Annotated in this window: 7 protein-coding genes; all 7 read left to right on the forward strand. The window is 57.4% G+C overall.

Annotated features, from left to right (window positions below; all coding sequences use genetic code 11):
- Positions 1-8: 8 nt before the first annotated feature.
- Positions 9-1,325: a histone deacetylase family protein gene (locus tag ACUVSA_RS06405; protein ID WP_445890494.1), complete on the forward strand. Its 1,317-nt coding sequence runs from the start codon at positions 9-11 to the stop codon at positions 1,323-1,325.
- 7 nt (positions 1,326-1,332) lie between these two features.
- A complete protein-coding gene (gene rlmN, locus ACUVSA_RS06410; RefSeq protein WP_445894198.1) occupies positions 1,333-2,373 on the forward strand; it encodes a 23S rRNA (adenine(2503)-C(2))-methyltransferase RlmN in 1,041 nt (346 codons plus the stop codon).
- A 210-nt stretch (positions 2,374-2,583) separates the two neighbouring features.
- A complete protein-coding gene (gene hisI, locus ACUVSA_RS06415) occupies positions 2,584-2,961 on the forward strand; it encodes a phosphoribosyl-AMP cyclohydrolase (protein WP_445894199.1) in 378 nt (125 codons plus the stop codon).
- Complete coding sequence (gene hisG, locus ACUVSA_RS06420) at positions 2,958-3,830, forward strand: ATP phosphoribosyltransferase (RefSeq protein ID WP_445890491.1); 873 nt, start codon at positions 2,958-2,960, stop codon at positions 3,828-3,830. The genes hisI and hisG overlap by 4 nt, the downstream gene beginning before the upstream one ends.
- A gap of 28 nt (positions 3,831-3,858) precedes the next feature.
- The gene (locus ACUVSA_RS06425; RefSeq protein WP_445890490.1) at positions 3,859-4,692 is read left to right on the forward strand and encodes a tetratricopeptide repeat protein; all 834 of its coding nucleotides are present in this window, start codon (positions 3,859-3,861) and stop codon (positions 4,690-4,692) included.
- A complete protein-coding gene (locus ACUVSA_RS06430) occupies positions 4,689-5,843 on the forward strand; it encodes a pyridoxal phosphate-dependent aminotransferase (protein WP_445894200.1) in 1,155 nt (384 codons plus the stop codon). The genes ACUVSA_RS06425 and ACUVSA_RS06430 overlap by 4 nt, the downstream gene beginning before the upstream one ends.
- On the forward strand, positions 5,843-6,445 hold the full coding sequence (gene yihA, locus ACUVSA_RS06435; RefSeq protein ID WP_445890521.1) for a ribosome biogenesis GTP-binding protein YihA/YsxC: 603 nt from the start codon (positions 5,843-5,845) through the stop codon (positions 6,443-6,445). Before ACUVSA_RS06430 ends, yihA begins: the two co-directional genes overlap by 1 nt.
- The last annotated feature ends 93 nt before the right edge of the window (positions 6,446-6,538 follow it).

The following is a 6,538-nucleotide window of genomic DNA, read 5'->3' on the forward strand; positions in this document are numbered from 1 at the left end:
TCACGCTCATGCTTCGTGCCGCCCACAAAACAGGTTTGGTCATCTTTCCCGCCTTTGATTGGGCCATCAGCCCCACGCACCCGGAACGGGAAGAAAGGCTGCTGTACACCCAGGACCAGATCTTTGAGGAGGGTTTGCTGGACATTCCCGGCATTGTGGAATTCAAGCCATCTCTGGCCACCCTTGAAGATGTGCAGCGGGTGCATTTCTGTGCTCCCGATGAGCGCAGCGTTCTCACCGAAAGCCACCTCATCAGCGCCGGGGGCGCCATGACCATCGCCAGGGCGGTCATGGAACACCGCATCGACCGAGGTTTTGCTCTGGTACGCCCCCCAGGACACCACGCCATGCGCGTCGTACACGGCGCCCGCGGCTTTTGCAACATCAACATTGAAGCTATCATGATCGAGCACCTCAGGGCCGTCTATGGTGCGGACCGCATCGCCATCGTGGATACCGACTGCCATCACGGCGACGGCACGCAAGACATTTACTGGCATGACCCGGACACGCTGTTCATTTCCATCCATCAGGACGGCCGCACCCTTTATCCCGGATCGGGCTTTCATCACGAACTGGGAGGGCCCACAGCCATGGGGACGACCATTAATATTCCCCTGCCCCCCAGGACTTCCGAAGAGGGGTTCCTGCGGGCCATGGACAAGATCGTGCTGCCCATTTTGGAGGAATTCCGGCCCGAACTGATCGTCAATTCCGCAGGTCAGGACAATCATTACACGGATCCCATCACCAATATGAACTTTTCCGCTCAGGGCTACGCCACCCTGACCAGCATGCTGCGCCCTCACATCGCCGTCCTGGAAGGAGGGTATTCCATCGAAGGGGCTCTGCCCTACGTCAACGTCGGCATCATTTTGGCTCTGGCCGGGTTGGACTATAGCAAGGTCAAGGAGCCGGACTACAACCCGCAGCGCATTCGACAGCCGGAAGACACCAACGCCTACATTGACCGCCTTGCCGAAGAGATTCTTGGCTATTGGCGCCGATGTCCGGAATTCGTTGCCAAGAACCGCGCCGCTAAGGAATTTGCGCAAAGGGAACGCACGATTTACTACGACACGGATAACATTCTGGAAAACCAGAAAGAACGCCTACGCGTGTGCTCCGTGTGCAGTGGTGTTCTGGCCATCGATTCCTTGACCGATCGTGGTTACCACATCTACGCCGTGCATATCCCCAGAAAGGCGTGTCCGGACTGTGTATCCTTGGGATATGAATGGTTTGACGCGGTGAATGGACGATCTTACGATCAAGTGTTTCTGCAGGATCGAACCACCAACCGGTACCTGGTTCATAAGGCGTAGCCGACCCATGCGAGAGGATCGTGTCTTTATCAAGGACTTTCCTTTGAAGGCCCTGGAAGCCTGGGTCGCCAGCATTGGGGAACGCCCTTTTCGCGCCCGTCAAATTTTTCGCCACGTCTATGGTCGTCTGATCCGTTCCTGGAATGAATGTTCCGATCTGCCTAAGGCCTTTCGCACCCAACTGGAATACGGCACCATTCTGAACCCGCTGGAGAGAGTGGGTACGGAAGAGGGTTCCGATGGAACCCGCAAGTTTGTTTTTCGCCTGCATGACGGTCATCTCATCGAAAGTGTGCTCATCCCCGATCCGCCGCGGCTGACCGCATGCCTTTCCAGCCAGGTGGGCTGTGCGCTGGCGTGCCGGTTTTGTCTCACCGGCACCATGGGCTTCAAGCGGCATCTACGGACAGCGGAAATCGTGGATCAATTGATCCAGATGCAGCACGCGGTCGGGTTGCATCAGCGCATCACCAACATTGTCTTTATGGGCATGGGAGAACCTCTGGCCAACGAAGAAGCACTCTTGAACTCCCTGCAGATACTCTTGGCTCCCGAAGGACTGGGTTTTTCCCACAGGCGCGTCACGGTGTCTACGGTGGGGCTCGTCCCCCCCATGGAACGCTTGGGACGGGAAAGCCCCGTGAACTTGGCGGTAAGCCTTCATGCAGCCGACGACGACACACGAAGCCGCCTCATGCCCATCAATCGCACCTACCCTCTGGCCGCCCTCATGGAAGCGTGCCGCGCCTATCCCATGCCGTCCCGAAAGAGGATCACCTTCGAGTACCTTCTGCTCAAAGGGGTCAACGATCGGCCCGAAGACGCCCGGCGCCTTGTCAAACTGCTGTCTTTTGTGCGCTGCAAGGTGAACCTCATCCCCTTCAATCCTCACCCTTCTTTACCCTTTGAACGGCCGTCCGAAGAAAGCGTTGCCGCGTTTCAGCATATTTTGCAACAAGCCCACCTCGTCGCCACCATTCGCCAAAGCCGAGGCGCTGACATTCGAGCCGCCTGTGGACAGCTGGCGGCCCGAATGGTATCTTCCTAAAGCCGTGTCCGAGACCACTTTCAGTAGGAGCGGCGCAAGCCGGCATACTGTGTTCGAGGCCCCTTTTTAATGGGAGCGGCACGAGTCGTGATATCCGATCGCGCCTTGGGGCCCTCCTACGGAATGGAAGGAAAAAGGCACGGACCATGGCCGAAGACTTGTGGGCCCAGTCCCGAAGGTCTCCAATCCATCGACACACAGGAGTGAACTTTGACAGAAAAGCCTGATTTCGTTAAAGAAAACGGACTGATTCCTGTGATTGTTCAAGAAGCGGCCAGCCGTCGCGTCCTCATGCTGGCTTACATGAATGAAACAGCCTGGAACAAGACCCTGGAAACCGGGTTGGCACACTACTGGAGCCGGTCGCGAAAGACGTTGTGGCTCAAGGGTGAAAGTTCGGGCCACGTGCAAAAGGTTCGAGAAATGTACGTGGATTGCGACGCGGACACGCTGCTCATCGTGGTGGAACAAAGCGGCGCCGCTTGTCATGAAGGCTACGCCTCATGTTTTTTCCGCCGTTTTGAAAACGGTGCCTTTCAAGTGGCCGAAGAACGCGTTTTTGATCCCAAGGAGGTTTACAAGGCGTGAAACAGCTCATTCTCGGTATTCCCAAAGGAAGCCTGCAGGAAGCGACCATTCAATTGTTTCGAAAGTCCGGCTGGAAGATTTCCCTCACCAACCGCAATTATTTTCCGGAAATCAATGATCCGGAGATTCAATGCAGCATCTGCCGGGCTCAGGAAATGAGCCGCTACGTGGAAAACGGCACCTTTGATGCGGGTTTGACCGGCAAGGACTGGATCTTGGAAAACGATTCCGATGTTCACGTGGTGGCGGATCTCATCTACTCCAAGGTGAGTCAGCGCCCGGCACGATGGGTGCTCGCCGTCCCTTACGATTCACCGGTCAAGGATGTGGGTGATTTGGAAGGGAAGAAAATCGCCACGGAGCTGGTCAATTTCACGCGGCGCTATTTCGCTCAGGCCGGCGTGCGTGTGGATGTGGAATTTTCCTGGGGGGCCACGGAAGCCAAGGTCATTGCCGGGCTTTGCGACGCCATCGTGGAAGTGACGGAAACCGGGGCCACCATGCGCGCCAACGGGCTGCGCATCGTCAAGGAATTGATGCTCACCAACACCCAGCTCATCGCCAACAAGGCCGCCTGGAACGATCCTTGGAAACGGGAAAAAATCGAACAAATCAGCTTGCTGCTCCAGGCCGCCCTTCGAGCCGAAGATTTGGTGGGCCTCAAGATGAATGTGCCCAAGGCGAAGCTCAACGACGTCATCGAAATCCTTCCCAGCCTCACTTCACCCACCACGGCCCACCTGTACCAGTCCGACTGGGTAAGCGTGGAAGTGGTGGTGTCCAAGCACACGGTGCGGGAACTCGTCCCACAGTTGCTGAAGCGTGGGGCGGAAGGCATCATTGAATACAGCCTCAACAAGGTGATTTGAGCGAGTGCTCAGTGTTCGAGGAGTTTGCATGCAGCGACGGGAGGGCTCAATACAGAACAGGGTTAAAACGCACAAAGCGCCGCATCGACTCGCGTGCCTAGGGGCCCTGGTTCTGGCTTTTGCCGCAGCGGCGTGCACGCCTGTGCCGTCGTCGCAACAGGATCCCACGGCCTGGATGAGCGCCGAGGAATTGCTGTCCCTGGGAGATAAATTCCTGGCCGCGGGAGACACCGGGCAAGCCTTGCAGTACCTGGTGACCGCAGAAAAAAAAGATTCGAAAAACCCACGAATCCATTACAGCCTGGCTTTGGCCTATGCGGCTCGGCGCCTGCCTGACCAAGCCTTGAAGCATTTTCAAAAAGCCCTGGAATTGAAGCCGGATTATTCAGAAGCCCATAACGCCCTCGGTGCCTTTTATGCGGAACAAGGCGAAAGGGACAAAGCGTCGGAGCATTTTCAAAAGGCTTTGGCCAACCCCTTTTACCGCACTCCTGAAAAGCCGCTCTACAATCTGGGACGCCTGATGATGGATCAGGGCCGTTATGCGGAAGCGGTGGCCTATTTCGATGAGGCGCTCCATTTTCAAAGCGCTTATGCCGAAGCGCACCTCTATCGGGCACGATCCCTGGAAGCCCTCGGGCGTCAGGCCGAGGCGCGACGTGCCTACAAGGCCGCAGTCACCTACGGGCCGCAATCGGCGGATGCCCAGTTTCATTACGGCCGCATCTGCGCCGCCGAAGGCCGCACGGAAGAAGCCATTGCGGCTTTTCGGCGTGTCCTGCGCCTCGCACCGGGCACACCCTTGGCCGATGCCGCCGCCGTTTACCTACGCCGTCTGGAACCTCAAGGACAAACACCATGATTTGCCGCCGTGTGCGTGACGTCAAACGGTTCCTGGTGATGGATGTTCTGGAGAAGGCCCAAGCCATGGAGCGGGCCGGAGAACCGGTGATTCATTTGGAGGTGGGGGAACCCGATTTTGCTGCACCCAGGGCCGTGCTTCAGGCCGCCGTGGATGCTTTGCAGCGCGGAGAAACCCATTACACTCACAGCCTGGGACTCTGGCAACTGAGAGAGGCGCTGTGCGCTTACTATGCGAAAACCTATGGCGTGAGCGACCTGGAGCCCGACCAGATTCTGGTCACTTCAGGCTCTTCGCCGGCTTTTCTCGTGGCTCTGAGCACCCTTATGGACCACGGTGAGGAGGTCATTCTCTCCAACCCCCATTACGCGTGCTATCCCAGCTTTGTGAGCTTCCTGAACGGCGTGCCCAAGCTGGTGCCCGTGGAAGAAGAAGACGGCTTTCAGCTGCGGGCCGAAGCGGTGCGGCGCGCCATTGGCCCTCGAACCCGTGCGATGCTCATCAATTCGCCGTCCAACCCCACGGGAACCCTCATGGACAAGGAACATCTGGAGGCCTTGGCGGATCTCGGCCTATGGGTTCTCAGCGATGAAATCTACCATGGGCTGGTCTATGAAGGGCGGGCTCATTCCATTCTGGAATTTACGCGCAAAGCCATTGTCTTTAACGGTTTTTCCAAACTCTTTGCCATGACCGGACTACGACTCGGCTACCTCGTGGTGCCCAAGGACTTGGTCCGGTCCATGCAAGCCCTGATGCAGAACTTTTTCATCTCCGCCAACTCCGTGTCTCAAAGAGCGGGGCTGGCCGCTTTGACGGTTCCGGAAGTTCAAGACGATGTGTCCCGCATGGTGCGGATCTACGATGAACGGCGCCGTTTCATGATTCAAAGGTTGCGCGCCATGGGTTTCGGCATTGCGGTGGAACCTACGGGCGCCTTTTACGTCTTTGCCAATGCCAAGAAGTTTTCATCAAATTCCTTAGCCTTGGCCTTTGAAATCCTGGAAAAAGCCCACGTGGGGGTCACGCCGGGGGTGGATTTCGGTAGCCGCGGCGAAGGGTATCTGCGTTTCAGCTACGCCAATTCTTTGGAAAACATCGCCGAAGCCATGGATCGACTGGAACGCTTTCTGGCCCAACGAAACCCATGATGAGCCTTGTGCCCGTCATTCGATCCGCCCAGTTCGTCACATCGGCGGTGGCCCCTCAGGGTTACCCCAAGGAAGGGCTTCCCGAAGTGGCTTTTGCGGGCCGATCCAACGTGGGAAAATCTTCACTCATCAACACCCTGCTCGGCCGGAAAAAGCTCGTGCGTACCAGCGCCACGCCCGGCCGCACGCAAACCCTCAACTTCTTCCGCATCAACGACGCCTTTATCTTCGTCGATCTGCCAGGGTACGGCTACGCCAAGGTGCCTGCGCACATTCGAGAACAATGGGGGCCCATGGTGGAAAAATACCTCACCACCCGACGAGAACTGGCAGGCCTGGTGCACATCATGGACTTAAGGCATCCCCCCACAGCCGACGACCTGCAGCTCTGGCACTGGCTGCGGTCACACGGCCTTGAGGCGGTGGCCGTGCTGACCAAGGCCGACAAGGTTCCTCGAGGCCGACACATGGCCCACGCGCAAACCGCCGCGCGTCTTCTCGGTTTGCCGTCAACGGACATCATTCTCTTTTCGGCGACGACTCGAGAAGGAACCGAGACCCTGTGGGCACGCATACTTCCCTGGATACAACAACCGGCGTGAAAGACGTTGAGCGACCCAAAGACCCGAATCTCAATGGAGGGCTTTTATGGCTTCCCAGGCAGCACTTCCCAAAGACGTGGAAAAGCATTTGAA

The sequence above is a fragment of the Desulfosoma sp. genome (assembly GCF_052743555.1).